The 2,500-nt window shown below is 69.6% G+C and carries 2 protein-coding genes; one reads left to right on the forward strand and one right to left on the reverse strand.

Annotated features, from left to right (window positions below; translation table 11 throughout):
* Positions 1 to 184: 184 nt before the first annotated feature.
* Positions 185 to 1,987: an ABC-F family ATP-binding cassette domain-containing protein gene (locus AC31A1_RS50035; protein WP_489659699.1), complete on the forward strand. Its 1,803-nt coding sequence runs from the start codon at positions 185 to 187 to the stop codon at positions 1,985 to 1,987.
* A gap of 166 nt (positions 1,988 to 2,153) precedes the next feature.
* Here the strand turns inward: AC31A1_RS50035 and AC31A1_RS50040 are convergent.
* A partial coding sequence (locus tag AC31A1_RS50040) for a hypothetical protein (protein ID WP_489659700.1) occupies positions 2,154 to 2,500 on the reverse strand: 347 nt, incomplete at its 5' end.

Genomic DNA, 2,500 nt, shown 5'->3' on the forward strand with positions numbered 1-2,500 from the left:
CACCCCAACCCCCTAGGGGCGCGGGGCTGTTTCGATGTGCGGCTCCGCCGCGCGGGCGCGACCAGCCCCCACGGCGCGGCAGCCTCCAACGGCGCTCAAGAGGCACCCCCAGCGGAGCGCTTCGCGGCAAGCGCACCGCACCGCCTACCCTGGGAGGCTGACCGTCCCCCCTGTCAGGAGAGAAATGGCCGTCAACCTGGTCAATGTCGAGAACGTCAGCAAGGTGTACGGCACCCGTGCCCTGCTCGACGGCGTCTCGCTCGGTGTCTCCGAAGGGGACCGGATCGGGGTCGTGGGCCGCAACGGAGACGGCAAGACCACCCTGATCCGGATGCTCGCCAAGCTGGAGGAGTCCGACACCGGACGCGTCACCCACTCCGGAGGACTCCGCCTCGGTGTTCTCACGCAGCACGACTCCCTCGACCCGGAGGCGACCGTCCGCCACGAGGTCATCCGGGACATGGCCGACCACGAGTGGGCGGGCAACGCCAAGATCCGCGACGTGCTGACAGGACTCTTCGGCGGGCTTGACATGCCCGGCTTCCCGCAGGGACTCGACACCGTCATCGGCCCGCTCTCCGGTGGCGAGCGCCGCCGTATCGCGCTCGCCAAGCTGCTCATCGAGGACCAGGACCTGGTCGTCCTCGACGAGCCGACGAACCACCTCGACGTCGAGGGCATCGCCTGGCTCGCCCAGCACCTGCGCGAGCGCCGTTCCGCGCTCGTCTGCGTGACCCACGACCGCTGGTTTCTGGACCAGGTCTGCACGCGGATGTGGGACGTGCAGAAGGGCGACGTCTACGAGTACGAGGGCGGCTACACCGACTACGTCTTCGCCCGCGCCGAGCGTGAGCGCATCGCCGCCACCGAGGAGACCAAGCGGCAGAACCTGGTCCGCAAGGAGCTGGCCTGGCTGCGCCGGGGCGCCCCGGCCCGTACGTCCAAGCCGCGCTTCCGCGTCGAGGCCGCCAACGAACTGATCGCGGACGTGCCGCCGCCGCGCGACACCAGCGAGCTGATGAAGTTCGCCTCCTCGCGGCTGGGCCGTACGGTCTTCGACCTGGAGGACGTGACCGTCCAGGCCGGTCCGAAGGTGCTGCTGAAGCACATCACCTGGCACCTCGGCCCCGGCGACCGCGTCGGTCTGGTCGGCGTGAACGGCGCCGGGAAGACCTCCCTCCTGCGCGCCCTCGCCGAGGCCGCCCGCAGCGACGGCGACACCCAGCCCGCGGCCGGCAAGGTCGTCGTAGGGAAGACGGTGAAGCTCGCCTACCTCTCGCAGGAGGTGGCCGAACTCAAGCCCACGCTGCGGGTGTTGGAGGCCGTGCAGCAGGTGCGGGAGCGGGTCGATCTCGGCAAGGGGCGGGAGATGACCGCCGGGCAGCTGTGCGAGACGTTCGGCTTCAACAAGGAGAAGCAGTGGACGCCGGTCGGGGACCTGTCGGGTGGTGAGCGGCGCAGGCTTCAGCTCCTGCGTCTCCTCATGGACGAGCCCAACGTCCTCTTCCTCGACGAGCCCACGAACGACCTCGACATCGAGACCCTGACCCAGCTGGAGGACGTCCTCGACGGCTGGCCGGGGTCGATGATCGTGATCTCCCACGACCGGTTCTTCGTCGAGCGCACCACCGACAAGGTGTACGCCCTCCTCGGCGACGCGACCCTGCGGATGCTGCCGCGCGGCATCGACGAGTACCTGGAGCGGCGCCACCGTATGGAGGAGGTCGCCGCGGCCGCCGTCCCCGTCGTGGAGAAGGCCGCTCCCGCCGTGAGCGCCGCCGACCAGCGGGCCGCGAAGAAGGAACTCCAGAAGATCGAGCGGCAGTTGGACAAGGTCTCCGAGAAGGAGGCCAAGCTGCACGCGCAGATCGCCGACAACGCCACGGACTTCGCGAAAGTGGCCGAACTGGACGCGCGGCTACGGGACTTGAGCGGCGAGCGGGACGAGCTGGAGATGCGGTGGCTGGAACTCGCCGAGGACGCGTGAAGGGTGAGTGAAGGCACATAACGGGGTCATCACGGGCCGGTTCTCCCTTGGGTACAGGGGCGAACCGGCCCGTTGTTCATGGACAGCCGGGTGATAGAAAGAGCCGTCTGAGACCTGCTTGAACGCGCCTCCGGATCCTTCGCGAACCTCGGGGCGTGGCTAAAAATCAGTGAACGAGGGGGAGCCGCTGATGACTCAGCCGCCCGAACAGCCGCCGTCCGGCGGTTACGGAGCGCCGCCGAACCAACCGCCACAGCCACCGTCGGGCGGCTTCGGGGCTCCAGTTCCACCGCAGCCCGGCTACGGCTATCCGCAGCAGCAACAGCCTGGTCCCTACGGCCAGCCGCAGCAGCAGCCGGGACCGTACGGCCAGCCGCTGCCGCAACCCGGTCCCTACGGTCAGCCGCAGCAACCGGGTCCGTACGGTCAGCAGCCGCCCTACGGCGGGTACGGATACCCGCCGTCCTCGCCCCAGTTCACCCCGCCGCCGGGGGGCGGCGGGGTGAACTGGGG

The organism is Streptomyces sp. P5F9 (assembly GCF_057961495.1).